This window comes from Microbacterium sp. CSI-V (assembly GCF_001984105.1).
Taxonomy (GTDB): Bacteria; Actinomycetota; Actinomycetes; order Actinomycetales; family Microbacteriaceae; genus Microbacterium.
This window is the reverse complement of the sequence record NZ_MTQM01000009.1, coordinates 661947-685851: the sequence shown is the minus strand read 5'-3', so window position 1 is coordinate 685851 and position 23905 is coordinate 661947. Positions and strand designations below refer to the sequence as shown.

22 protein-coding genes and 2 tRNA genes are annotated in these 23905 nt (G+C 71.5%); 15 read left to right on the top strand and 9 right to left on the bottom strand.

All coding sequences use genetic code 11. The features are described from left to right. Positions 1-3 precede the first annotated feature (3 nt). The 4 genes from CSIV_RS14045 to CSIV_RS14030 all read left to right on the top strand — a co-directional run bounded on the left by CSIV_RS14045 (position 4) and on the right by CSIV_RS14030 (position 6819). Positions 4-732, top strand: coding sequence for a hypothetical protein (locus tag CSIV_RS14045; RefSeq protein ID WP_238592386.1), 729 nt, complete (start codon positions 4-6; stop codon positions 730-732). Continuing rightward, positions 732-2276 (top strand): DNA polymerase Y family protein, encoded by a 1545-nt coding sequence (locus CSIV_RS14040; RefSeq protein WP_077052679.1) that lies wholly within the window; start codon positions 732-734, stop codon positions 2274-2276. The genes CSIV_RS14045 and CSIV_RS14040 overlap by 1 nt, the downstream gene beginning before the upstream one ends. Before the next feature lie 42 nt (positions 2277-2318). Further along, the gene (locus CSIV_RS14035; protein ID WP_077051983.1) at positions 2319-5753 is read left to right on the top strand and encodes an error-prone DNA polymerase; all 3435 of its coding nucleotides are present in this window, start codon (positions 2319-2321) and stop codon (positions 5751-5753) included. Positions 5754-5817: 64 nt separating this feature from the next. Continuing rightward, positions 5818-6819, top strand: a complete 1002-nt coding sequence (locus CSIV_RS14030; protein WP_077051982.1) for a DUF2510 domain-containing protein — start codon at positions 5818-5820, stop codon at positions 6817-6819. 15 nt (positions 6820-6834) lie between these two features. Here CSIV_RS14030 and coaBC read toward each other — a convergent pair whose 3' ends face one another. After that, on the bottom strand, positions 6835-8037 hold the full coding sequence (coaBC, locus tag CSIV_RS14025) for a bifunctional phosphopantothenoylcysteine decarboxylase/phosphopantothenate--cysteine ligase CoaBC (RefSeq protein ID WP_077051981.1): 1203 nt from the start codon (positions 8035-8037) through the stop codon (positions 6835-6837). A 94-nt stretch (positions 8038-8131) separates the two neighbouring features. Between coaBC and CSIV_RS14020 the strand changes: the two genes are divergently transcribed. Both CSIV_RS14020 and CSIV_RS14015 read left to right on the top strand, forming a co-directional pair. Next, positions 8132-8866: an NRDE family protein gene (locus CSIV_RS14020; protein ID WP_077051980.1), complete on the top strand. Its 735-nt coding sequence runs from the start codon at positions 8132-8134 to the stop codon at positions 8864-8866. A 16-nt stretch (positions 8867-8882) separates the two neighbouring features. Next, positions 8883-8958, top strand: a tRNA-Arg gene (locus tag CSIV_RS14015). Between the two features lie 103 nt (positions 8959-9061). On the opposite strand, the gene CSIV_RS14010 is transcribed toward CSIV_RS14015, so the two are convergent. Together CSIV_RS14010 and CSIV_RS14005 are read right to left on the bottom strand one after the other, a co-directional pair. Then, positions 9062-9346, bottom strand: a complete 285-nt coding sequence (locus tag CSIV_RS14010) for a Fe-S cluster assembly protein HesB (RefSeq protein ID WP_077051979.1) — start codon at positions 9344-9346, stop codon at positions 9062-9064. 123 nt (positions 9347-9469) lie between these two features. Next, positions 9470-10321, bottom strand: a complete 852-nt coding sequence (locus tag CSIV_RS14005) for a helix-turn-helix transcriptional regulator (RefSeq protein ID WP_077051978.1) — start codon at positions 10319-10321, stop codon at positions 9470-9472. A 139-nt stretch (positions 10322-10460) separates the two neighbouring features. Here CSIV_RS14005 and CSIV_RS14000 point away from each other — a divergent pair, with 139 nt between their 5' ends. Both CSIV_RS14000 and CSIV_RS13995 read left to right on the top strand, forming a co-directional pair. Further along, positions 10461-10811 carry a DUF485 domain-containing protein gene (locus tag CSIV_RS14000; protein ID WP_175627620.1) on the top strand — a complete coding sequence of 117 codons (351 nt, stop codon included), beginning with the start codon at positions 10461-10463 and terminating at the stop codon, positions 10809-10811. Then, the gene (locus tag CSIV_RS13995) at positions 10808-12424 is read left to right on the top strand and encodes a solute symporter family protein (protein ID WP_077051977.1); all 1617 of its coding nucleotides are present in this window, start codon (positions 10808-10810) and stop codon (positions 12422-12424) included. Before CSIV_RS14000 ends, CSIV_RS13995 begins: the two co-directional genes overlap by 4 nt. A 245-nt stretch (positions 12425-12669) precedes the next feature. On the opposite strand, the gene CSIV_RS13990 is transcribed toward CSIV_RS13995, so the two are convergent. After that, a complete protein-coding gene (locus CSIV_RS13990) occupies positions 12670-13191 on the bottom strand; it encodes a methylated-DNA--[protein]-cysteine S-methyltransferase (protein ID WP_077051976.1) in 522 nt (173 codons plus the stop codon). 200 nt (positions 13192-13391) lie between these two features. On the opposite strand from CSIV_RS13990, the gene CSIV_RS13985 reads away from it, so the two are divergent. Continuing rightward, positions 13392-17099, top strand: a complete 3708-nt coding sequence (locus CSIV_RS13985; RefSeq protein ID WP_077051975.1) for an AAA family ATPase — start codon at positions 13392-13394, stop codon at positions 17097-17099. A gap of 5 nt (positions 17100-17104) precedes the next feature. Beyond that, on the top strand, positions 17105-17347 hold the full coding sequence (locus CSIV_RS13980; protein WP_202400971.1) for a hypothetical protein: 243 nt from the start codon (positions 17105-17107) through the stop codon (positions 17345-17347). Between the two features lie 175 nt (positions 17348-17522). On the opposite strand, the gene mscL is transcribed toward CSIV_RS13980, so the two are convergent. From mscL to CSIV_RS13965, 3 genes are read right to left on the bottom strand one after another with little or no spacing between them, the layout of a single operon-like run. Beyond that, entirely contained in the window at positions 17523-17939 is a 417-nt protein-coding gene (gene mscL, locus CSIV_RS13975; protein WP_077051974.1) for a large conductance mechanosensitive channel protein MscL, read from the bottom strand. A gap of 41 nt (positions 17940-17980) precedes the next feature. Beyond that, entirely contained in the window at positions 17981-18259 is a 279-nt protein-coding gene (locus tag CSIV_RS13970) for an FmdB family zinc ribbon protein (protein ID WP_077051973.1), read from the bottom strand. An 18-nt stretch (positions 18260-18277) separates the two neighbouring features. Further along, positions 18278-18874 (bottom strand): 5-formyltetrahydrofolate cyclo-ligase, encoded by a 597-nt coding sequence (locus tag CSIV_RS13965; protein WP_077051972.1) that lies wholly within the window; start codon positions 18872-18874, stop codon positions 18278-18280. Between the two features lie 66 nt (positions 18875-18940). On the opposite strand from CSIV_RS13965, the gene galU reads away from it, so the two are divergent. From galU to CSIV_RS13945, 4 genes are all read left to right on the top strand, one after another. Beyond that, a complete protein-coding gene (gene galU / locus CSIV_RS13960) occupies positions 18941-19831 on the top strand; it encodes a UTP--glucose-1-phosphate uridylyltransferase GalU (protein WP_077051971.1) in 891 nt (296 codons plus the stop codon). 14 nt (positions 19832-19845) lie between these two features. Next, positions 19846-20469: a GNAT family N-acetyltransferase gene (locus CSIV_RS13955; RefSeq protein ID WP_077051970.1), complete on the top strand. Its 624-nt coding sequence runs from the start codon at positions 19846-19848 to the stop codon at positions 20467-20469. A 66-nt stretch (positions 20470-20535) separates the two neighbouring features. Next, entirely contained in the window at positions 20536-21582 is a 1047-nt protein-coding gene (locus CSIV_RS13950) for a hypothetical protein (RefSeq protein ID WP_077051969.1), read from the top strand. 78 nt (positions 21583-21660) lie between these two features. Further along, positions 21661-21733: transfer RNA gene (locus tag CSIV_RS13945), tRNA-Ala, on the top strand. 59 nt (positions 21734-21792) lie between these two features. Here the strand turns inward: CSIV_RS13945 and CSIV_RS13940 are convergent. Beyond that, on the bottom strand, positions 21793-22134 hold the full coding sequence (locus CSIV_RS13940; protein WP_077051968.1) for a winged helix-turn-helix transcriptional regulator: 342 nt from the start codon (positions 22132-22134) through the stop codon (positions 21793-21795). A 78-nt stretch (positions 22135-22212) separates the two neighbouring features. On the opposite strand from CSIV_RS13940, the gene CSIV_RS13935 reads away from it, so the two are divergent. Then, positions 22213-22869 carry an FMN-dependent NADH-azoreductase gene (locus tag CSIV_RS13935; RefSeq protein ID WP_077051967.1) on the top strand — a complete coding sequence of 219 codons (657 nt, stop codon included), beginning with the start codon at positions 22213-22215 and terminating at the stop codon, positions 22867-22869. A gap of 69 nt (positions 22870-22938) precedes the next feature. Here the strand turns inward: CSIV_RS13935 and CSIV_RS13930 are convergent, their stop codons facing one another. Further along, on the bottom strand, positions 22939-23868 hold the full coding sequence (locus CSIV_RS13930; protein WP_139340715.1) for a CPBP family intramembrane glutamic endopeptidase: 930 nt from the start codon (positions 23866-23868) through the stop codon (positions 22939-22941). Positions 23869-23905: the final 37 nt, after the last annotated feature.

Sequence of the window (23905 nt, the reverse complement as noted above, 5' to 3'; positions counted from 1 at the left end):
GGAGTGAGGGCGATCGTGCGAGACCAGGCGGAGGCCGTTCCCGACATCCACGCGCTCCGAGATCGTCTCGAGCGGATGCAGGGGCGGCGCCTGGACGCGCCGGTGCTGCCGACGCACCCCGCCTTCACGTCGCTGCTTCCCGGCGGTGGCCTGCGATCGGGGTCGGCGTACGCGATCGCCCGCTCGATGTCGCTGCTGCTGGCGCTCATGGCCCGCCCCTCGCAGGACGGCGCGTGGTGCGGGGTCGTCGGCATGCCCGAGCTGGGCGCCGAGGCCGCCGAGAAGTACGGGCTCGACCTCGACCGGCTCGTCTTCATCCCCGATCCGGGGCCGCGGTGGCTGGCGGTCACGGCCACGATCGCCGAGGTCCTGCCGGTGGTGGCGGTACGCCCCCCGGCCGGAGCGAACACCGCCCGCGGAGGGGCCGAGGCCACCCGACTCGCGGCGCGGCTCCGCGATCGCGGCACCGTCCTGCTGGTGCAGGGGGCGTGGCCGCAGGCGGAGGCCGTGATCGACGTCGCCGATCCGCGGTGGGCGGGTCTCGGCCAGGGGCACGGGTATCTCGCTGGCCGCGAGCTGACGGTGTCGGTCAGCAGCAAGCGCACCCCCACGGCACGTCGGGCGCGCATGCTGCTCCCCGCCGCCGACGGATCGATCGAACTGCTCGGTGCTCCCACCGAGAGACTCCTCCCGCGGGAGCGGACGGAGTACCGGCAGCGGGTGGCGGGATGATGCAGGAGCCCACCCGCAGCCTCGTCCTGTGGTTGCCCGACTGGCCGGTCCTGGCCTACCGCCGCGAAGCCGTTCGACCTCCGCGGGCCGACGCACCCCTCGCGGTGTTCGAGAACAACACCGTCGTGGCCTGCTCCGCGGCGGCGCGTGCCCAGGGCGTGCGCAGGGGCCAGCGGCGCCGTGACGCTCAGGCATTGTGTCCGTCCGTCATCGTCGTCGCGGCCGATCCCGTGCGCGACGCGCGCGTGTTCGCCCCCGTGGTGGCGTTGGTGGAGGAACACGCCCCGGGGGTGCAGATCGTGCGTCCCGGACTCTGCGCCCTTCGTGCGCGCGGTCCGGCGCGGTATTACGGCGGCGAAGAAGAAGCGGCGCGCATGCTCGTCCGGCTCCTGGCGGCCGAGGGGTTCGCGGATGCCCGGGCGAGTGTGGCCGACGGGGTCTTCACCGCCGAACACGCCGCCCGCGTCACCCGTGCCGACGAGCCGGTGCGAGTGGTGCCCGGCGGGCAGGCGGCTGCGTTCCTCGCCCCGCTCCCGGTGACCTCTCTCGACGACGTCGATCTTGCGAGCCTGCTGGCGCGCCTCGGGGTGCACACCCTGGGCGAGTTCGCCGCGATGCCCGTCGAGCGTGTTCGCGAGCGCTTCGCCGAGCGCGGGGCGCGACTCCACGCTCTCGCGTCCGGGCGTGACTCCCAACCGGTGCAGCCCCGCACGCCTCCGCCCGAGCTGCACCGCGAGGTCGCCTTCGAGCCGCCGCTCGAACTCGCCGACCAGATCGCCTTCGGCATGCGCATCGCCGCGGAGGAGTTCATCGCGCGCCTGGGGGAGCAGAACCTGGTGTGCACCGAACTGCGCGTGGTGCTCTCGGGTGAGCGCGGGGAGCGCAGCGAACGCGTCTGGCTGCACCCCGGGTCGTTCGACGCCGGTGCCGTGGTCGACCGCGTCCGCTGGCAGCTCGCCGAGGACGGCCGGGGCATCTTCGGCAGCGGTGTGGCCGGGGTGTCCATCGAACCCGAGGCGGTCGATGACGCGGCGCACCACGCCAAGGGCCTCTTCGGCGCGGGACCCGACGAACGGGTGCACCACGCCCTCTCCCGCGTGCAGGCCATGCTCGGGCACCGCGCCGTCGTCACCCCCGTCATCGGCGGGGGCCGCTGGCTGGCCGAGCGGCAGGTGCTGGTGCCGTGGGGGGACCGCGCGGTCACGGCGAAAGACCGTGCCCGGCCCTGGCCGGGAAGTCTCCCCGACCCGCTGCCGGCCACCGTGTATCCCGAGCCGCGACTGGTCGAGGTCACCGACATCGCGGGGGCGTCGGTCACCGTGGGGGAGCGGGACGCGCTGAGCGCCCCGCCGGCGGTCCTCGACGCCGGCGGGCGCCGGGTGCGGATCCGCGAGTGGGCGGGGCCCTGGCCGATCAGCGAACGCGGGTGGGATCCGCTGCGCCGGCGCCGCGCCCACCGCTTCCAGGTGGTCGACGCCGACGGCGGCGCGTGGCTGCTCGTCGTCGAAGAGGGCGAATGGCGAGCGGAGGGGCGTTATGACTGACCGACCCCGGGTCGCGCGCACCCGGCGGACGGGGGAGGGCTGATGGGCTTCCACAATCCGCCGGTGAAGTGGTCGGAACTCGAACGGGCGCTGAGTGACACGAGGCGACCGGCCTCGACACCGGCGAACGGCGACGGCGGCGACAGCCCCGCGTGGTCGCACAAGCGCGGGCCCTACGTTCCCCCCGCCATCGAGCGTCCCGTCGACGCCGTCCCGTACGCCGAACTGCACGCGCACTCGTCGTACTCCTTCCTCGACGGGGCGTCCTCGCCCGAAGAGCTCGTCGAAGAGGCCGAGAAGCTCGGTCTCCACGCGCTCGCGCTCACCGATCACGACGGTTTCTACGGCATCGTCCGGTTCGCCGAGGCAGCCGAGGCGCGCACCGTCCGCACCGTCTTCGGCGCCGAGCTCTCGCTCGGGCTCCCGGGGCCGCAGAACGGTCAACCCGATCCCACCGGTTCGCATCTGCTCGTGCTCGCCCGCGGCGAAGAGGGGTACCACCGGCTCGCCGCGGCGATCACGCACGCCCAGCTCGCCGGCGGCGAGAAGGGGCGACCGGTCTACGACCTCGCCGATCTGGCCGAACGCGCCGGCGGCCCCGCGGATCCGCAGTGGGCGATCCTCACCGGATGCCGGAAGGGGGCGGTGCGTCGGGCCCTGGCATCCGAGGGTCCGGCCGGAGCCGCTCGCGCGCTCGATCGTCTGGTCGATCTGTTCGGACCCGCCGCCGTACACGTCGAGCTCATGGACCACGGCTCTCCGCTGGATTCGGCCCACAACGACCTGCTCGCCGCGCTCGCCGCCGAACGCGGGCTCCCCGTGCTCGCCACGAACAACGTCCACTACGCCGCACCGAAGAAGGAGCTGCTGGCCGCGGCGGTCGCCGCCGTACGCGCCAACCGCAGTCTCGACGAACTCGACGGGTGGCTGCCCGCGCACGCCGGGGCGCACCTGCGCTCGGGGGCCGAGATGGCCGCGCGGTTCGCGCGCTACCCGGGAGCGGTGGCGCGGACCGTCTCGCTCGCCGACGAGCTCGCCTTCCCGCTGCGGCGAGCCAAGCCCGCGCTTCCGAAGCAGACCGTCCCCGAGGGGCACACGCCGATGTCGTGGCTGCGGCACCTGGTGTGGGAGGCCGTACCGCGGAAGTATCCCCACCTCTCCGCCGACGATCGCGATCGCATCGAGCGCGAACTCGCCGTCATCGAGATGAAGGACTTCCCCGGGTATTTCCTCATCGTCTACGGGATCGTGGCCGAGGCACGGCGGCGCGGCATCCTGTGCCAGGGGCGGGGATCGGCGGCCAACAGCGCCGTCTGCTACCTGCTCGACATCACCGCGGTCGACTCGATCTTCTACCGCCTGCCGTTCGAACGCTTCCTGTCGAGCCTGCGCGACGAAGAGCCCGACATCGATGTCGACTTCGACTCCGATCGTCGCGAAGAGATCATCCAGTGGGTGTACGAGACCTACGGCCGCGACCGCGCGGCGCAGGTCGCCAACGTCATCCAATACCGACCCAAGAACGCCGTGCGCGACATGGCCCGCGCCCTGGGGCATTCCCCGGGCCAGCAGGACGCCTGGTCGAAACAGGTCGAACGGTGGGGGGCGACGCTCGAGACCGGCGCCGATCACGACATCCCCGACGAGGTCATCGAGTTCGCGGCCGAGCTGCTGAAGGCGCCGCGGCATCTCGGCATCCATTCCGGCGGCATGGTGCTCACCGACCGGCCCGTCGGCGAGGTCGTGCCGATCGAGCACGCCCGCATGGACAACCGCACCGTGATCCAGTGGGACAAGGACGACGCCGCCTGGATGGGGCTGGTGAAGTTCGACCTGCTGGGGCTCGGCATGCTCGCGGCGCTGCAGTACTGCTTCGACCTGATCCGGGATGCCACGGGCGAGCACTGGGAGCTGTCGACGCTGCCGAAGGAGGAGAAAGCGGTCTACGACATGCTGTGCCGCGCCGACTCGATCGGGGTGTTCCAGGTGGAGTCCCGCGCGCAGATGGGGCTGTTGCCGCGTCTGCAGCCCCGGCGCTTCTACGACCTCGTGGTGCAGATCGCCCTGATCCGCCCGGGGCCCATCCAGGGCGGTGCCGTGCACCCCTTCGTGCGCCGCAAGCTCGGGCAGGAGCCGATCACCTACGTGCACGAGAGGCTGCGTCCGGTGCTCGAACGGACGATGGGCGTCCCGGTGTTCCAGGAACAGCTCATGCAGATGGCCGTCGCGGTGGGCAACTGCTCCGCCGAGGATGCCGACCTGCTGCGGCGTGCGATGGGGTCGAAACGCGGGCTCGAGCGCATCGATTCGCTGCGCGAGAAGCTCTACGCCGGCATGGCCGAGAACAACCTCGTCGGCGCGGTCGCCGACGAGCTGTACGCGAAGATCCAGGCGTTCGCGAACTTCGGGTTCGCCGAGTCGCACTCGCTCTCGTTCGCCCTGCTGGTCTACGCCAGCTCGTGGATCAAGCTGCACTATCCGGCGGCGTTCCTCGCGGGGCTGCTGCGCGCGCAGCCGATGGGGTTCTACTCGCCCGCGACGCTGACCGCCGACGCCCGCCGCCACGGGGTGCGGGTGCGTCGCCCCGACCTGCTGCGGTCGGGGGTCGAAGCCGGCCTCGAGCCGCTCGACGACGAGACCGGAGGGCCGGATGCCGATCGCCGCCGCCCCGCGACCGGACTCGACGCGTGCGCGTGCGCCGACCAGCCCCCGACGGGGGATTTCGACCGCTCGGCCCCCGACGAGACCGAGGCGCACCGGCGGGACGGGGCGTTCGCGGTGCGGATGGGGCTCGCCGGTGTCACCGGCATCGGGGTGAAGGTCGCCGAACGCATCGTCGCCGAACGCGAGAGCGGCGGTGCGTACCGCGACCTGCGCGATCTGGTGCGCCGGACGGGCCTCGTCACCGCCCAGCTCGAGGCACTCGCCACCGCCGGGGCGTTCGAATGCCTCGGGCACTCGCGACGCGAGGCGATCTGGCTGTCGGGGTCGGCGGCGCAGGACCGGCCCGAGTTCCTACCGGACTCGGTGGCGTTCGTGCAGCCGCCGTTGTTCACCGATCCGTCGAGCTACGAGGTGCTCGCCGCCGACCTGTGGGCCACGGGGCTCTCCACCGACGACCATCCGCTCACGCATTTCCGTTCCGCCCTCGACGCCCGCGGTGTGCTCACCTCGCGCGAACTGCGGTCGGCCGAGACCGACCGCCGGGTCGAGGTGGCGGGACTCGTCACGCATCGGCAACGGCCGGCGACGGCATCCGGGATCACGTTCCTCAACCTCGAGGACGAGCACGGCCTCATGAACATCGTGTGCTCGGTGGGGGTGTGGAACCGGTATCGACGGATCGTGCGGGAATCGCCCGCGCTCATCGTGCGGGGCATGCTCGAGAGATCGGTCGAGGGGGTCACGAACGTGGTCGCCGACGGATTCACGGATCTCCGCGTGGGTGTGTCGCACGCCTCCCGGGACTTCCGGTGAGGACGGAGGCCTTCACTAGACTCGGGGGATTCACGCCATGCCGACGCATCACAGGGGGAACGACATGACCGACACGCCCACTCCGCCCGACGGCTGGTACCCCGACCCCGCGGGAAGCGGCGGACTGCGCCGGTGGAACGGCACGGCGTGGACCGACGACGTGCGGCCCTCCGCCGAGGCTCCCGCGGCTCCGGACGCACCGGAGTCCGCGCCCGCCGCGCCGGCCGATGCCCCCGAGACCGCCGCGCCGGTCGCCGCCCCCGCGGTCGACGCACCCGCGGCCGATGCCCCCGTTGCGCCCGAGGCCGCGCCCGAGGCGCAGGCCGCGGACACCCCGCCGGTGGCCCAGCCCGTCCCGCCGACGCCCCCCGTCTCCGCAGGCGCCGCAGTGCCCGCCTACCCCGGTGCCCCCGCCTATCCCGGTGCCCCGGCCTACCCCGGCGCCCCGGCTCAGCCCGGCGCGGCAACACCGACGGGGCCCGGCGCCCCGGTCGCTCCCGGCTACCCGACGGCTCCCGGCTACCCGACGGCTCCCGCGGCTCCCGCGGCTGCCGCGCCCGCTCGCGCCGACGTCTCGACGAACACGGTCTGGATCTGGCTCGCCGTCGCGCTTCCGCTGCTGTCCGTGTCGACGCTGTTCCTCTTCGACTGGCAGACCTACGTCCAGGAGTCCGTCTACGCCTCGGCCTACCCCGAGCAGGCCCCCTACCTGGCGTCGTCGTCCCTGGCGGTGACGGCCGGCACGTCCATCTTCAGCCTCATCATCGTCGCCCTGACGGTGCTGTTCGCGTTCCTGGACTGGCGTCAGCTGCGCGCCCGCGGCATCCAGAAGCCCTTCCACTGGGCGTGGAGTTTCACCGTCCTCGTCATCTCCAGCGTCGGTGTGTACGTCATCGGACGCGCGGTCATCCTGCGGCGCCAGACCGGCAAGGGTCTCGCTCCGGTCTGGGGGTGGATCGCGGTGACGCTGGTGACGATCATCGCCGTATCGATCTGGATCGTGGCGCTGTTCAGCGCGATCGTCCCGATCCTCGAGCAGCTGCAGTACTCCACCGGAGGGTACTGAGGACACCGCTCCGGATCAGCGCGTCCGCGCCGTCAGAACGGCGTCGAGGAGCGCGTGAGCGGTGTCGTCCTTCGTCCCGGATGCCACCGACACGACGTCACCGTCGCGCCCCACGATCGTGAGGGCGTTGTCGGCGGACTCGAAGCCCTGCGTCCACCCCACGGCGTTCGCGGCGAGGAGGTCGACGCCCTTGCGTGCAGCTTTGGCGCGGGCGCGCTCGAGGAGCTCCTGCTCGCTGTCGACGGTCTCGGCGGCGAACGCCACGATCGTCTGGCCGGGTCGGCGTGTGGCCACGAGCCCCGCCACGACGTCGCGGTTCTCGACCAGGTCGAGCGTGAGTGTGCCGGGGGACTCCTGCTTGCGGAGCTTGTGCTCCGACACCGCGGCGACGGAGTAGTCGGCGACCGCCGCGGCCATGACGATGACGTCGGCGTCGGGGGCCGTGGCATCCATCGCCCGTCCGAGCTCGTCGGCGGTGCCCACGGAGATCACCTCGACGCGCGGATCGGGGCGGACGTCGCCGTCGAGGTGCGCGGCGACGAGCGTCACGGTCGCACCGCGAGCCGCGGCGGCGCGCGCGATCGCGACACCCTGGCGCCCGCTCGACCGGTTGCCGAGGTACCGCACCGGGTCGATCGGTTCGCGGGTGCCTCCCGCGCTGACGAGCACCGAGAGGCCGGCGAGGTCGCGCGGGCGTTCCACGAGGGCGAGCCCGGCGGCGACGATCTCCTCGGGCTCCGACATGCGTCCGGGGCCGCTGTCACCGCCGGTGAGCGCGCCGTCCGCCGGTCCGACGACGTGCACGCCGCGGGCGCGGAGGACGTCCATGTTGTGCGCGGTCGCGGGGTGGCGCCACATCTCGGTGTGCATCGCCGGGGCGACCACGACCGGTGCGGTCGTCGCGAGGAGCGTGGTCCCGAGGAGGTCGGACGCGAGGCCCGCGGTCATCGACGCGAGCGTGTTCGCCGTGGCGGGCGCGACGATCACGAGGTCGGCCGCCTGGCCGAGGGCGACGTGGCGGACGCGGGCGACGTCGTCGTGCACCGATGTCATGACCGGGTTGCGGCTGATCGCCTCCCACGTCGGCAGACCGACGAAACGCAGGGCGTCGTCGGTGGGGACGACGTGTACGTCGTGCCCCGCCTTCACCAGCAGTCGGACCAGCCCGACGGTCTTGTAGGCGGCGATGCCCCCGGTCACTCCCACGACGACGAACATGGGCCCAGTCTTCCAGGTGGATGCCGATCCGCGGCGCCCCGTGACGGTCGCCGCACCGCCCGGCACGCGTTCCCGCGCGGGTAGCGTGGACGCAATGTGCACCGTGGTCGTCGACGTCCCGAGCGAGAGCGGCCGGCCCGTCCGGATCCTGGCCGTCCGTGACGAGGACCGGCATCGTCCGTGGCGGGGTCTCGGACCCTGGTGGCCCGAACAGCCCGGGGTGCGCGGCGTCCGCGACGACCGCGCCGGCGGGGCGTGGCTCGCGATCGATCCGGCCGCCCGGCGCCTGGCGGTGCTGCTGAACCGCGAAGATATATCGCAACGCTCCGACGCGGAGGTGGTCAGTCGGGGCGGCATCCCGCTGCAGTCCGTGGCGGGGATGCTCCCGCAGGATCCGCCCACACGCGGGTTCAACCTGGTGGAGGTGGATGCCGACGGCGCCACCGTCGTGGAATGGGACGGTCTCGCGGCCCGGCGCACCCGGCTCGCCCCCGGCACGCACATGATCGCCCATCACGCGCCCGACGATCGGGCGACGCCGCGGATCGGCCGCTGGCTCGACGACTTCCGCCGGGCGGGAATCGCGCCCGGCGACGAATGGTGGGGACCGTGGCTCGACGTGGTCGCCGCTTCCACGGCTGACCCGTCGGCGTCGGTGCTGCGGCGGGACGCGCATGACGACGTCGTCCTCGAGTCGCTTCTCCTCTGCGTCGCGACAGTGGGTCTCGACGGCGTGGACGTGCGCGAAGCAGTGCTGTCGGAGCCGGGGGAGTGGGACGAGGCGCTCGCCGAGCGCCTGCGCGCCGGAGCTCCGGCGGGCCCGCAGTAGGCTGGAGGCCAGTCCCGCCTCCGTAGCTCAGGGGATAGAGCGCCGCACTCCTAACGCGGGCGTCGCAGGTTCGAATCCTGTCGGGGGCACCAGATCACTCCTCCCTCGCGGACGCCCCGGCCTCCGTGGCGGGGACGCACCCGCCCCCGGACACGACGATGCCCCGGCGCGCAGCCGGGGCATCGTCGAACGGCGTCAGGCCTGGGCGGTCACCGCGAACTGCACGGAGCCCTGGCCGTCGACCTGCGCGTCGAGCACGCGGTCATCCAGCACCTGGGCGGCGTCGGCGTCGAGGAAGACGCGCGCACCGGAGTTTTCCACGACGGCGTCTTCGGGCTCGGGGCCGTCGACGACCGACAGGCGGAACTGCGAATCGGGCGATCCGGCACCCTCGATGCGCACGCCGCCCTGGGCGGCATCGGGCAACTGGGCGGCGATGGTCTTGACGGCGGTGGTGGCCTCTTCGGTGAGCGTCAGCATGTGGCTCTCCTTCTGTGTCGACGTCAGGGGCCAGCCACGATGCCGAGAATGCGAGCCCGTCTCAAGCTCTCAGCGCCATTCCCAGGGGATACCCACGGACCGTCCAGGGGCTTCTTCAGCGCGTCACGGCAGCAGACCGACCCGGCGCGCCCGGGCGACGGCGGCATGCCGGGTCGAGGCATCCAGCTTGGACATCGCGGATGCGAGATACGACTTCACGGTGGTTTCGCGGAGGGCGAGGGATGCCGCGATCTCACCGTTGGTGGCACCCACCGCAGCGCAGGAGAGCACATCGAGCTCGCGGCGGGAGAGGTGGATGCCGGCCCCCTCCGGGTCGATCGACACATCGCCGGAGAGTGCGGCGAGGCGTTGTTCGAGTTCCTCCAGCCGTCGGCGCACGCCGTCGTCGTGGACCGTCGCGGCGATGCTGCGGAGCTGGGCGTAGCTCTGCCGGATCTCCTCCCGCGCGCCGGCGCTCAGGCCGTCGTCGCCGGGCGTCGCGGCGGCGAGGCGTCGGTCGACCTCGTCGCGCACGCGCAGTTCCGTACCGAGCTCGCCGGCGACGTCGAACGCCGGCCGCGCCTCGCGCTCACCGAGCGGGGCCTGCGCCCACGAGCCGCAGTACAGGACGCCCCGGGCGCTGCCGCGGACCAGCACGGGTACGGCGAACAGCGTCGCGATGCCCTCGCCGAGGATCGCGCGGTCGTAGTCATGGGTGATGGTGCGGGCGTTGCGGTAGTCCAGGGCCAGCCGTGGGCGCCGTTCGACGAGCGCCCGACCACCGAGGCCGCGCTCGGCGTGGACGACGAGCCCCTCGATGCTGCGCGTGCGCGCCCCGACGATCGTGGAGACGTGGACGGCGCCGTCGTGCTCGAGACCGCCGAAGGCGACGGGGAAGTGCGTGCGGCGGGCGAGCTCGGTCACCGCGTGCGACACGAGCGTCGCGTCGTCACGGAGTGCGGCCGGTGCTCCCACGAACTACCTACTTCCGGGGGTGACGGCTGCGTCGCCGCCTTTCGTAGCGTCGACCCTACCATCGGGAAGGTTCTCCGACCCGGTGTTTTCCCCCCGTCCGGTGCCGCATGGCACCGGTCTCATGAGGCAAGGAGGCCACATGACGGATAGAAGGATCGACGGCGCCCCGCGCGGCGTCGACTACATCGCGGTCGAGGAGTCCGCCCCGTTCCGGGAACTGAAGAGGCGTCAGCGCAGCTTCGTCTTCCCCATGGCCGCGGCGTTCCTCGTCTGGTACTTCGTGTACGTGCTGCTGTCGTCGTTCGCGCCGGACTTCATGGCGCAGCCGGTGTTCGGCGCCGTCACGGTGGGTCTGGTGTTCGGGCTCGGACAGTTCGTCACGACGTTCGCGATCACCATGGGTTACGTCGCCTACGCGAACCGCCGCCTCGACCCGGGGGCAGAGCAACTACGCGAAGAGCTCGAGCGCGCCGAGCGGGGTGAATCGTGAACGAGGTCTTCGGTACCGTGCACGCCGCCGTGCAGACGGTCGAGAACAACCCGATCCTGAACATCTCGATCTTCGGGGCGTTCGTGGCGGTGACACTATTCATCGTCATCCGCGCCAGTCGCAACAGCAAGACCGCCGCGGACTACTACGCGGCGGGGCGGTCGTTCACCGGGCCGCAGAACGGGTTCGCCATCGCCGGCGACTACCTCTCGGCGGCGTCGTTCCTCGGAATCTGCGGGGCCATCGCGATCAACGGATACGACGGGTTCCTGTACTCGGTGGGCTTCCTGGTGGCGTGGCTGGTGGCGCTTCTGCTCGTCGCCGAGCTCATGCGCAACACGGGCAAGTTCACGATGGCCGACGTGCTGTCGTTCCGCCTGAAGGAACGTCCCGTCCGGATGGCCGCGGCGATCACGACGCTGGCGGTGTGCTTCTTCTATCTGCTCGCGCAGATGGCGGGGGCGGGCGGCCTCGTCTCGCTGCTGCTCGGCATCACCGAGCGCGTGGGGCAGTCGATCGTCGTCGCGGTCGTCGGCATCCTGATGATCGTCTACGTGCTGATCGGCGGCATGAAGGGCACCACCTGGGTGCAGATCGTCAAGGCGTTCCTCCTGATCGGCGGCGCCGTCGTCATGACGATCTGGGTGCTCGCGATCAACGGGTTCAACCTGAACACGCTGCTCGAGAGCGCGGTCGCGGCATCGCCGAAGGGAGAGGCGATCCTCGGACCCGGCCTGCAGTACGGCGCGAACCCGTGGGACTTCATCTCGCTCGCCCTCGCGCTCGTGCTCGGAACGGCGGGTCTCCCGCACGTGCTCATGCGGTTCTACACGGTGCCGACCGCCAAGGAGGCGCGCCGATCCGTCGTGTGGGCGATCTGGCTGATCGGCCTGTTCTACCTCCTGACTCTGGTGCTCGGCTACGGCGCCGGTGCCCTGGTCGGCCCGGAGGCGATCCTGGCGGCTCCCGGCGGCGTGAATGCGGCGGCGCCGCTGCTCGCGCTCGCGCTGGGCGGCCCGATCCTGCTCGGGTTCATTTCGGCGGTGGCGTTCGCGACGATCCTGGCGGTGGTGGCGGGTCTCACGATCACCGCGGCCGCGTCGTTCGCGCACGACATCTACGCGAACGTCGTGAAGAAGGGGAACGTCCCCCCGGACGGCGAGGTCAAGGTCGCGCGTCGGACCGTGGTCGTCATCGGCATCCTCGCCATCGTGGGTGGCATCGGCGTGCAGGGTCAGAACGTCGCGTTCCTCGTGGCGCTCGCCTTCGCCGTCGCCGCCTCGGCGAACCTGCCCACGATCCTGTACTCGCTCTTCTGGCGGAGGTTCAGCACCCGCGGTGCCGTGTGGAGCATGTACGGGGGACTGGGGTCGGCGCTGGTGCTGATCTTCCTGTCGCCGGTGTTCTGGGGCACGCCGACGAGTGTCTTCGCGAACGCGGGAGTCGCGATCTGGCCGCTGAACAATCCGGGCATCGTGTCGATCCCGCTCGGGTTCCTGCTCGGATGGCTCGGCTCGATCACCTCGACCCGCAAGGAGGACCCGCGGAAGGCGGCCGAGATGGACGTTCGTTCTCTCACGGGCTTCGGTGCCGAGAAGGCGTCGAGTCACTGACGGTGTTCTCCGCCGCCCGGGTCCGGCCATGTGTCGGGCCGGGGTGGCGGGGACGCGTCGGCGCCGCGAAGCGAGACCCGATCCGTGCCGCAACCGCCGGCGACGTCCAAGCGACACCGGTCCGGGGCGCGACCGTCGGTGCCGAGGCGCGAGTCCCGCCCGCCCGCGCCCTCGCGCTCCCTACGCCGGGGCGCGAACGTCGGTGCCGGGGTGCGAATCCCCGCCCGCCTGCGCCCTCGCGCTCCCTACGCCGGGGCGCGCAATCTGTCGGCGACGCCGTTCTCGAGGTCGAGCAGGAAGTGCTTCACCTCGGGATGACCGCCGTACTCGCCGATGGAGCCGTCCGCACGCACGACGCGATGGACGGGCACGACGATCGAGAACGGCGTGTTCGCGCACGCCGTGCCCACCGCGCGCGCCGCACCCGGTGAGCCCGCCATGATCGCGACCTCGCCGTACGAGGCGACCTCGCCGTAGGGGATACGTCGGGTCGCCTGCAACGCCGCGCGCGTGAAGCCGCCCACCAGACGCCAGTCGAGCGGGATCTCGAAGGTCCGGCGTCGCCCGTCGAAGTACTCGTCCAGCTGTGCGAGCGCGTCGTGGGCGGGATCGGGGTCGGGGACGACACCGAGACGGTGCGCGATCTCGGCGCGGGCGACGTCGACGCCGTCGTGCGCGACGTCGAGATGGACGAGCGCGTCGTCGACGAAGGTCAGCAGGATCGGGGCGAACGGGCCGTCGTAGACGGTGCTGGTGGCTGTGCTCATTCCCTCATCCTCATCACGCGCCCGAGACCGCGCCGGGCTCCGAGTCAGATCGGTGGACGGTCCGCCGATTTCTCCGTCGGGGGAGGAACCGCCGATCCGCGCGGCGTGTCGCGCAATCCCGCGAAACTCGGGCCCGCTGCGCGCCTTCTGCGGGTGCCCGGCTTAGTCTGGCAGGTGTGTGGCGAGCTGAGGACGGCGTCGTGACGGGCGCCGAAGGCGACGTTCCGACGTCGATCGATCCGGGCGAGCTGCGACTGTCGGAGCCCGGCATCGTGGTTCGTCACGTCGCCGACCCCGAACGCGACCGCATCCGCACGGAAGCGGCCGCCCTCGGCGGTCGTTCCACGCTCCTGCGGTTCGACGACGCGGTCGACGCGGGGATCGACATCACCAAGGCGCACCCCGGCTCCCTGCCGCAGTTCATCACCGGTCGCGCCACTCTGCTCTCCAACCTCTTCCGCGACGAGGTGGCGTTGCGCACCGCGCGGATCGCCGCCGAGCGCATCACGGCGAAGAACGTCGAACTGCGCACCGCGCGCGGTCTCGAGCCGGTGCACCTGGCCGTGGGGCTCGCCGCGTGGAAGATCGGGGGAGTGGAGTGGTCGGCCCCCGTGCTGCTGCGGCCGCTCGCCATCCGCCGCCACAACGGCGACTTCGAGCTCAAGCTGCACGGCGCCTTCGTGATGAACCCCGAATTGGCGCGCGCCTTCCGCACGCATCTCGGTATCTCGGTCGACAGCACGGCCCTCGCGGGCCTCGCGTACGACCAGGGCGTCTTCAAGCCGCAGCCGGTCATCGACCACCTTCGCCGGCTGACGACGCACGTCCCGACGTTCGTGGTGCACCCGCGCCTGGTCATCTCGTCGTTCGCCGACGTCGGCTCCGGCATGGCGCGCGCCGCGGAGCACCTCGACGATCCGCTGCTCAACGCCCTCGCCGGGCACCCCGACGATCGTGCCCGGATCACGGTCCGTCGCGCCGATCCGGTGGTCACGAGCCCCGACGAGCGCACCCCCGCGGCCGACACCCTTCTTCTCGACGCGGATGCCGAGCAGGAACGCGTCCTCGCCCGGATCGCCGCCGGTCACTCGCTCGCGGTCCACACGCTTCCCGGTACGGGCGGCACCCAGACGGTCATCAACGCGATCGGCCAGTGCGTGCACGCCGGCAAGCGCGTGCTGGTGGTCAGTGCGCGCCGCTCCACGCTCGACGGCATCCGTCACCGCCTCGCCGGTGTCGGTCTGACGGGCCTTGCGGTGTCTCCGACCCACGTGCGCCGCGACCTCATCCGTGCGATCGGTCGCAACGAGAAGGCCGAGCAGCCCAAGGTCTCCGAGATCGACGACGCGCTCGTGCGCCTGCGCGCGGTGCTGCGCGACTACCGGTCCGCCGTCACCGAGCCGCACCTGGCGCTGGGCGTGTCGACACTCGACGTGCTCCGGGCCCTGACCGCGTTGGCATCCCTTTCCCCGGCTCCCTCCACGTCGGCGCGATTCGATCTCGCCACCCTGGAGCGGCTCGCCGGTCGGCGCGACGCGGCCGCGAAGGCCCTGGCCACCGCGGCGCGGCTGGGCGAGTTCCGCTTCGGCCCCGACGACTCGCCCTGGTACGGCGTGAGCTTCACGCGGACCGAAGACGCCCGTGCCGCGCACGACCTGGCCGGCAAGCTGCACGCGCAGGACGTCCCGCGCCTCCTCGAGCGTGGGTACGAGCTCATCGCGCAGACGCGGATGCGTCCGTTCCAGACCGTCTCCGAGCTCGGCGCCTACCTCAAGCTGCTGCAGGGGATCCGCGAGTCGCTCGATCGCTTCAGCCCGACCGTGTTCGAGCGTCCGCTCGCGGAGCTCATCGACGCGCACTCGCCGCGCCGCGACTCCTCGGCGATGAGTGGCCCCAACCGTCGTCGCCTCAAGCGACTGTCGAAGGAGTACGTGCGGCCCGGCGTCCACGTACCCGACATGTACGAGGCGCTCGTGCGCATCCAGCAGCAGCGCACCGAGTGGCAGCGCGTCGTCGACGCGGGAGTCACACCCGAGGTGCCGCTCGGACTCGCTGACGTCCACGTCGGCTGGCAGCGGGTGGATGCGATGCTGGGCGAGCTCGACCAGATCCTCGGCCGCCAGGGCTCCGACCGGCTCGCGACGCTCCCGGTCCAGGTCCTCGTGCGCACGCTCGCCGGTCTCGCAGCCGAATCGACGTTCTTCGACAACCTCGTCGAGCGCGCGCAGCTGCGCGGTGAACTCGCCCGGCTCGGACTCGAGCAGCTCCTCGTGGAGCTGTCGGTGCGCCACGTTCCGGAGGACCGGGTCGGCGACGAGCTCGAGTTCGCGTGGTGGCAGTCGGCGCTCGAACACCTCCTGCGCACGGATCGCGCGCTCCTGGGCGCGAACACCACGGTGGTCGATCGCCTCGAGCGCGACTTCCGACTCGTCGACGAGGCGCACGCGGCGGCGGCCGGTCCGGTTCTTGCGGCCGAACTCGCGAAGCAGTGGCGCATCGGCATCGTCGATCATCCCGACGAAGCGGCAGCGCTGAAGAGCTCGCTCAAGGACGGCCTGCACACCGCGCAGGAGATCTCGGATGCCGCGCCCACGCTGCTCCGCACGCTCGCGCCGGTGTGGTTGGCATCCCCGTACGAGGTTCCCGACGTCCCGATCGATCTCGCTTTCGACGCGGTGATCATCGCGGATGCCGCGGCCCTGTGTCTCGCGGAGGCGGCGCCGGCGCTCCTCCGGGCCCGCCAGGTCGTGCTGTTCGGCGACCCCGTCGTGCAGAAGCCCACGCCGTTCCGGGTCAGCGCGTCGCTCGCGCCGGCCGTGGACGACGAGGCCGACGACGTTCCATTCGACGGGGTGTCGGTGTTCGAGCGGATCGCCGAGCTGCTGCCCGTCGAGACGCTGACCCGCAGCTACCGCGCGGGCGGCGAAGACCTCGCGCAGCTCGTCAACGACGCGTTCTATGGCGGCGAGATCGTGTCGTTGCCGTGGGCCGGCTCGTTCCTGGGTCGCGGCAGTCTGAGCGTCGACTACGTCGAGAACGGCGTCGGCGCGCCCGACCCGGTCAGCGGCGCCGTGGAGAGCCCGGATGCCGAGGTCGCCCGCGTGGTGACCCTGGTGGTCGAGCACGCGGTGAACCGCGCCTCCGAGTCGCTCATGGTAGTCACCGCTAGCCGCAGGCACGCCGAGCGTGTCCGCGCGGCGGTGGAGGCGGCACTCGCCGGGCGTTCCGATGTCGCCGCGTTCGTCTCGCGGGATGCCGCCGAGCCTTTCGCCGTGCTGACGCTCGAGGAGTCCGTGGCCGAGAGCCGCGACCGCGTCGTGTTCTCGCTCGGCTTCGGGCTCACGCGCCACGGCCGCGTGCTGAGCGACTTCGGCGACCTCTCGACCCCGGACGGCGAGCGGCTCCTCACCGTCGGGATGACGCGTGCCCGTCGGTCCATGGTGATCGTCTCGTCGATCCGTCCGTCGGCGTTCGACGACGGCCGCCTCGAGCACGGCGCCGCGACCCTCATGGGGATCCTCGGCAACCTGGCCGGGCGCGGTCGCGACGCGCGTCTGGAGGATCTGGCGGATCCGCTCACCCGTGCGCTCGCCCGCGAGCTGCGACGTCTCGGCATCGAGGTCGACCTCGACTACCGCGGCCTGCTGCCCCTGGTCGCCCGCTATGGCGGCAAGGCCGTGGTGGCGGAGAGCGACCCCGAGACGATCGGGGAGTCGCTGCGCGAGACCCTGCGTCTGCGCCCGCAGATCCTTCGTCGCCTGGGCTGGCACTATGTGCGCGTCCACGCGTTCGACCTGTACAGCGACCCCGCGGGTGTGGCATCCCGGATCGCAGAGCTCCTCGGCGCCGCCCCGGACGACTCCGCCGCCCCTGGCACGACCACCGAACCCCTCGACCTGAACGGGTGAGTGCGGTGGCCCCGACCCCGGATGCCACCGATCCCGACGTGCCGGACACGGCTGCGCCAGCTTCGGCCGAGATCCGGCAGCCGATCGTCCGCGTGCGGGGTGCGCGGCGCGCACGTCTGCTCCCCGCACCCGGCACGAGCCCGGAACCGGTGCCCGGGGACGACACCACCCGGGAGCGCCCCGCCGCGCCCGCGGCATCCGGTCCCAACGACGCGCAGCTGCTGCGCGACGTCCCGCCGCACTACTGACACCGGCGCCGGCGGGGACCACGCCTACGGACGCCGCCGCCGGGGCGTGCCGGCTACGGTCGCCGCCGCCGCCCGCGCTCGCCGCCCGCATGCGAGAAACGCTTCCCGCGGTGGGAAACGGCGTGACGTGCCGTTTCCCGCCGCGAGAAGCGTTTCTCGGTGAGGGTGCGCCGACTCAGGCGCGGGGCTGACGCTCCAGCAGGTCGCGGATCTGCACGAGCAGTTCCTGCTCGGTGGGGAGCTTCGGCTCGTCGGCGTTCTCGACCACGCCGACGCGGGCCGCCGCGCGCGCCTTCCAGCGGTTCATCGGGAAGACGAAGACGAAGTACACCACCAGCGCGACGGCGAAGAAGCTGATCACGGCCGTGATCAGGGTGCCGAGCGGGAAGGTGACCGTCTGGCCGTAGAGCCCGGTGATGCTCGGTCCGAGCTGACCGTTCTCGTCAGGCACGTAGAAGATCTCGACCAGCGGGTTGATGATCGCACTGACGATGGCGTTGACGACCGCGGTGAACGCGGCTCCGATGACGACCGCCACCGCGAGGTCGATGACGTTTCCGCGGAGGATGAACTCCTTGAATCCCTGGATCACGACGTGGCTCCCTTTCCGCCGCGTCGCAGGATTCGGCGAAGTCAGGATGCCGGGGTGGACGCGGTCTTCGTCGACTCAGAGGTCGATGATGTCGAAGATCCCCCCGAGGTGCCGGATGCCGCGCCGGAGGACGACGCATTCGACCCGCGGGAGTCGGTGCGGTAGAAGCCCGAGCCGTTGAACGTCACGCCGATCGAGCCGTACTGCTTGCGCAGCTCACCGCCGCATTCGGGGCATTCGGTGAGGGCGGCGTCCGAGAAGGACTGGACCGCGTCGAAGCGGTGACCGCACTGCTTGCAGGCATAGGCGTAGGTGGGCATTGGCGTTCCTTCGGGTGTTCAGGCTGCGGAGCGGTCGATCGCGACCGTGCGCGTGGGGGTCACGATGCCCGAGACGGGCTGGTCGTGCACATCGCGCGGGACGTCGTCGACGAACTCGGAATCGAAGATCACGGCGTACACGGGCGGGCACTTCTCCATCGACCCGATGGTCTTGTCGAAGTAACCGCGGCCCCAGCCGAGACGCATCCCGCGACGGTCGACGGCGGCCGCCGGGATGACGAGGAGGTCGACGTCGTTGACGGCGATCGGGCCGAGGACGTCGCCGACGGGCTCGGGGAGTCCGAACAGCCCCTCGGCGATCTGGGCGTCGGGGGTGGCCACCGCCCAGTCAAGCAGGCCGTCTTCGCGCGTGATGGGGAGCAGCACCCGGATGCCACGGGCCACCGCGCCGGCCACGAAGGCGTGCGTGCCGGGTTCGGTCGTCGTCGACAGGAAGCACGAGATGCTGCGCGCGCCCAGGTGCTCGACGAGGGCGTCGAGTTGCTCTTTGACGCCGGCCTCGGCGACCTCGCGCCCGTGGGCGGAGACGGTCTGGCGTCGTTCGCGCAGATCCGCACGCAGAGCGCGCTTGGCCTGCTCGATGCTGTCGGGCATGCAGTAAGTGTACGTGCGTGCGCAATCGGTAACAGCGCTGTCGCATGTCACCAGTAGGGTATGCGCATGCCTAACAAGCCCTTCAAGGCCGTGATCCCGGCCGCTGGACTCGGTACTCGCTTCCTTCCGGCCACCAAGGCCATGCCGAAGGAGATGCTTCCGGTCGTCGACAAGCCCGCCATCCAGTACGTGGTCGAAGAGGCCACGGCGGCCGGCATCGATGACGTCCTCATCATCATCGGCCGCAACAAGAACAACATCGCCAATCACTTCGACTCGATGCCGGAGCTCGAGTCGAAGCTGCGCGAGAAGGGCGACCACGACAAGCTCGCCAAGGTCGAGCACTCGTCCGACCTCGCCGACGTTCACATGGTCCGCCAGGGCGAGCCGAAGGGTCTCGGTCACGCCGTTCTCCGTGCCCGCAGCCACGTCGGCGACCACCCCTTCGCCGTCCTCCTCGGCGACGACCTCATCGACGAGCGCGACCCGCTGCTCGAGCAGATGCTCGCCGAGTACACCAAGCGCAACGCCACGGTGATCGCCCTCATGGAGGTCGACCCCGAGCACATCCACCTCTACGGTGTCGCGGCGGTCGAGCCCACCGAAGACGACGGTGTCGTCAAGGTGACGCAGCTCGTCGAGAAGCCCAAGGCCGAGGACGCCCCCTCGAACCTCGCCATCATCGGCCGCTACGTCCTCGGCCCCGACGTGTTCGGCATCCTCGAGCACACCCAGCCCGGCAAGGGTGGCGAGATCCAGCTGACCGACGCGCTCGAAGAGCTCGCGAACGGCGGCGGCGACGGCGGCGGCGTGTACGGCGTCGTCTTCCGTGGGCGTCGCTACGACACGGGCGACCGCGTCGACTACATCAAGGCCATCGTCCAGCTCGCTTCCGACCGCGAAGACCTGGGGCCGGCCCTGCGTCCGTGGTTCAAGGAGTTCGCGGCGGGTCTCTGACCCGACGGGATGCCATGGATCTCTCCGTCCCACGACGGCACGGCGAGGTGTCGATCCGTCTCATTCGCAACCGCGACGCGCGCGTCCTCCAGCAGCAGCTGATCGACAACCGCTCGTGGCTGCGGCCGTGGGAGGCGACGAGCCCCGACGGGCCCGTCTCGTTCGACATGCGCCTGGGTATCCGGCGCCTTCTCCAGCAGTACCGCGACGGCCTCGGCGTCCCCTTCGTCATGGAGTGGGACGACGAGGTCGCCGGCCAGCTCAACGTGTGGGGCGTGTCCCGCGGATCGCTGGCTTCGGCGACGATCGGGTACTGGGTGGCGGAGGAGTTCGCCGGTCGCAACATCACGACGGTCAGCGTTGCGTTGGCGACCGACGTGTGCTTCACCGAGCTGAACCTCCACCGCGTCGAGATCTGCATCCGGCCCGAGAACCACGCGAGCCTGCGCGTGGTCGAGAAGCTCGGTTTCCGCTACGAAGGTCTCCGCCGCCGATACATCCACATCGACGGCGATTGGCGCGACCACTACGCGTTCGCCCTCGTGCGCGAGGAGGTGCCGCACGGCGTCCTCGACCGCTGGGAGCGGGGTCAGGTGCCGCCGGGTGCGGCCCAGGTACCGCCGGGCGACCGGCTGTAGCGATCCGCGGGCGCGACACGCGGACGGATGCCGAGGTGTGACCTCGTCGTGACCTACCGTTGTGCCATGGGTGGACAGGTTCTCGGCGGCGGGGTGATCGTCTTCGTCGCGGTCGCGCTGTGGTTGGTGTATCTGCTCCCGTCGTGGCAGAGCCGTCACCGTTTCACGTCGGCGGAGCGCAACGCGGTGCGTCTGAACCAGGCGCTGCGTGTTCTCGCGGAAACCGCGGAGACGCCGCGTGAGGTCCACCTCGAGCTCACCGCTCGCACGGCCCACCAGCAGCAGAAGATCGCACGTCAGGTGCAGGCGCACAAGGCGCAGACGGATCTCGCCGAGGCGAAGGCCCGGCTGGCGGTCGCCCGCCTGGAAGCGGCCCGTGACCGCGATCTCGTGAAGGAGCAGCGCGCGGCCGCTCTCGAGTTGGCCCGCGCCGAGCGCGCAGCCGCCGTCGAGGTCGCGAAGGCCGAGCGTGCCGCCGCCCTCGAGAAGACGCGTGCCGAGCAGGCCGCCGCCGTGGAACGCGCACACGCCGAACGTGCGGCCGCCGTCGCCCGTCCCGAACTCCGCCGCGCCCGTGCACGTCGTCGTTTCCGTCTCGCCACGACGACCTTCGCGGGCCTGGGCCTCGCGGCCGCGGTGGTCGGTGGCATCCAGGTGTACCTCGGAGCGGCCCCGGTGCTGCTCATCGCCGGAGGAGTGGCCGTCGTGCTCGCCCTCGTCGTGCTGCAGCGGTTGTCGCGCATCGCGGCTCGGGCGTCCGCCCGACCGGTCGCGATCGCGGTGGAGCGCGGAGCGGTCGAGGTGCAGGATTTCGGTGCGGTCGCCCCAGCGCCCCGCCCGACGTGGACGCCGCGGGAGCTCCCGCGTCCGCTCGTCGCCTCGGCCGGCTCGCGCGCTGCGGCGGTCGTCGAGGAGCAGCTCGCCCGCGAGGCTCTGCGCGCCGCCGCACGCGAGCAGGTCGCCCGCGAGATCGCCGAGGCGCAGGCCCCGACGCCGATCGAGGTCGCCCGCCCCGCCGCCGCATCGCCGTACGCGGCGATGGGCTACGTCGATGACTCCGAGATCGAAGACCACGTGCGCCAGCTGCTGCAGCGTCGCGCGTCGGGTCAGTAAGCACTCGGCGCGGCACGCCCGGGAGACCGCCCCGGTCGGTCGGGGCGAGGGGTGCGTGATAGTGTTGTGGAGTTGTCCGGGCCTGTGGCGCAGTTGGTAGCGCGCCTCGTTCGCATCGAGGAGGTCAGGGGTTCGAATCCCCTCAGGTCCACCGAACAACGTGCGGCGCCTCTCCTTCGGGAGGGGCGCCGTTCTCGTTCCCGGGGAGGGTCAGCGCTCTGCCGGCGCCAGGTTCTCCCGTGCCCAGGCGCCGAGCTGATCCAGCACGGGCAGCACGCGACGCCCCGCGTCGGTCAGGTCGTAGGACACCGAGACGGGCGGGCCGGCGTCGACCGTGCGGACGGTGAGGCCGGTCGCCGCGAGCTCCGCGAGGCGGTCGGAGAGCACGGCGTCGCTGATCCCGGAGACGGCGCGGCGGAGACCGACGAAGGTCGTCGCGCCCGCGCCGAGCGACGACAGGATCATGCCGTTCCAGCGCTTGCCGAGCACCGAGAAGGCGAGCGTCACCGCGGCATCGCAGGCGCTGATCTCGGCATCCGGACTTTCCGTCACCCCTCCAGCCTACCCGTGCTACAGTCTGGCTAGTCGCTCTGTTTTACAGAGTGGCTCTCACTTTCTGATTGGAGACCCATGTCCCTGTTCCGCCTGGATGCCAGCATCCTCCCCGCCTCGAGCGCGAGCCGGTCGCTCGCCGATCTCGTCGAGCAGGAATGGGTCGACGCGCACCCCGACTCGGGCGTGACGCGGCGCGATCTCGCCACCGCACCGGTTCCGGCGACCGCGTGGGCCGACGCCGTCACGGCGAAATTCGTCGCGGATGAGGAGCGAACCGCGGGCCAGCGCGAGGCGCAGGCCCTCGCGACGACGTTCGCCGACGAGCTCATCGGCGCCGAGGCGCTGCTGTTCGCCGTCCCGCTGTACAACTACGGCGTCTCGCAGCACTTCAAGACCTGGTTCGACCTCGCGTACACCGACCCCCGCATCGACCCGCAGGGCACGGCGCTGCAGGGCAAGCCCGCGACGCTGGTGACGGTGCTCGGCGGCAACTACGCACCCGGGACGCCCAAGGAGGGCTGGGACCACTCGACCGGCTGGCTGCGCCGCGTGCTCGAGGACGTCTGGGGGCTCGACCTCCGTGTCGTCGAGCGTCCGTTCACGCTCGTCGGGGTCAACCCGGCGCTCGACGCGTTCGCCGACACCGCTCTGGCGCTCAAGCTCAAGGCCGAGGGGGACGCGGTGACGTACGGTCGCGAGCTCGCGGCGTCGAAGGGCGCGCCGACCGACTGAGGACTGGTCCCCGCGGGGCCCCGGATGCCACGGCATCCGGGGCCCTCGTCGTAGGGGGCAATCCCTCGATCAGCGCCGCACGCGGGGGAGCATCACACCGCGCCGCACCGCGACCACCGTCAGCACGATCCCCACGCCGAGGGCCACCAGGAGGAACGGCAGCGAACCCTCGCCGCCCACCGCGCCTCCGGTGAGCAGATCGGGTCCGACGAGGTCGGCGGTGAACAGGCCCTGTCCGGTGGCGTTGCCGGAGACGTGCAGACCGAACAGCGCACCCTGCGCGGCGTTGAGGCCGAGGTGGAGGGCGATCGGCATCCACAGGCGCCGCGTGAGGAACCACGCCATGTTGAGCGCGAGGCTCGCCGAGATGAGGACGAACAGAGCCGCGATCGGGCCGGCGGGGGAGCTGAGCGCGTGCACGAGCGCGAACAGGACGCTCACGACGATCAGCGCGCCCCACGAGCCCACCCAGTCATCCAGGATCCGCAGCAGGAATCCGCGGAAGAAGATCTCCTCCATCACGGCCGGACCGATCCCGAACATCAGGCCCGTCACGATGCCCAGGCCCACCTGGACGCTCACGACGCGGTAGACCGTCAGCAGGGCCAGGATGCCGACGGCCGCAGCCACGATGCCGACACCGATGAGCAGCCCCCAGCCGAACTCGCGGCCCGCCCCGGGGAGGGAGAACTCCGCGACACGGCGGCGGGACACGAACCGCACGACGAGGAAGAACCCGAGCACGCTGACCGCGGCACCCACGAGGAACCCCGTGGGTGCCGCGGGACCGGCGGCGGCGAGGATCTCGCCGACCGTGGCACTCGCGTCGCCCGAGCTCATCAGCCCGAACACCAGCACGGCGCCGGCCGTCATCGCCACCTGCGAGACCGCGTAGACGACGACGCCGAGGATGAGCTGCAGCACGCGACGTCGTTCGGGTCGACGACGGCTCTGGAACGCGGGTGCGACTGCGGCTGCGGGGGAGGGCGAGATCGACACGGGACTCCTTCGGGTGGACAGCCCGAACCTAGGGGCT